The sequence below is a fragment of the Rhodococcus sp. CX genome, assembly GCF_015865005.1.
GTDB lineage: Bacteria > Actinomycetota > Actinomycetes > Mycobacteriales > Mycobacteriaceae > Rhodococcus.
Genome location: NZ_JADZGH010000029.1, coordinates 1 through 1,004, shown reverse-complemented (window position 1 = coordinate 1,004; position 1,004 = coordinate 1). Strand labels below are relative to the sequence as shown.

Here is a 1,004-nt window from a genome sequence, read left to right as displayed (position 1 = left end):
CGACGACGGCAACCCGATCCCCTGCCTGACCTGCCGCCCCCACCTGCGCCACCCATCGCCCGCCCAGCCCAGAAAGGCCAACGCATGACCACTCCCAATCACACCGCAGCCGACGCGCTCGCCATGATCGCCGTCCTGGTCCGGAACCGAATCGAATGGGCCACCGACAGCATCGCAGGCAACTACCCGATGGACGGGGAGACGTACGACGACGTCGAAGCGCGCAACGAACTACCCCTCGACGCACTCCACGATCTGATCAAGGACGTGTGTGAGATCGTCGCACCTCACACCGAGGGCGTGCTGTACAGCGACGGTCGCCCCGTGCAGTCGAGAGTCAGTCTTCCTGGCTGGAGCTTCCGCCACCTGTGGCCGGCCGATCCGACCACGGCGACCGAGCAGCACATCGAGACGAAGTGCTACGACGCTCGGTACGTCGTGCACATCGTCCCACCCTCAACGATGACCCTCGAGCCGGTCCGCACGCTCAGCGTTGTACGAGAGAACGACGCCCGAGAGTGACCACATTCCGACGACGCAGCCGGGATGGCCTTCCGGTGCCGGTCGACGAGATCAGCAGTCTCGTCGACCGGCGGCTCGCCGGGGCCGCATGCACCGGCATGTCCCCACTCTTCGACGTGTGGGTTCGGGGCGAGTCCGACGAAGCGCGATCGGCACGCCTCACCCGAGCCCGGACGCTGTGCTGCCGCTGCCCCGTCGCCGCGGCGTGCCGTGCAGCAGCAGGCGAACACGACGCGTCCGGCATCTGGGGTGGAGAGCTCTACGGCGACGCCGGACGGCCCAAATGGGAGGTGGCATGAACACCGAAGTGAACGTTTGCCACCATCCCCGCGCGCGAATGGAACGTTCCACCCGCCTCCCACGCGCGCGCGATCAGTCGACCAGCCGGACACCGGATCGGACGTCCGGCAGCCCCTCCACGCGCGCACGGACGAGGCGAACGCCAAATCGAACGTTCGGCACGGTTCCCACGCGGGAAAGGC

At 67.6% G+C, this 1,004-nt stretch carries 2 protein-coding genes; both read left to right on the top strand.

Going from position 1 to position 1,004, the window contains the following annotated elements; translation table 11 throughout:
* The first annotated feature begins 84 nt into the window (after nt 1–84).
* On the top strand, nt 85–522 hold the full coding sequence (locus I0Q12_RS02500; protein WP_197250447.1) for a hypothetical protein: 438 nt from the start codon (nt 85–87) through the stop codon (nt 520–522).
* On the top strand, nt 519–821 hold the full coding sequence (locus I0Q12_RS02495; RefSeq protein WP_307845980.1) for a WhiB family transcriptional regulator: 303 nt from the start codon (nt 519–521) through the stop codon (nt 819–821). Before I0Q12_RS02500 ends, I0Q12_RS02495 begins: the two co-directional genes overlap by 4 nt.
* Nucleotides 822–1,004 lie beyond the last annotated feature (183 nt).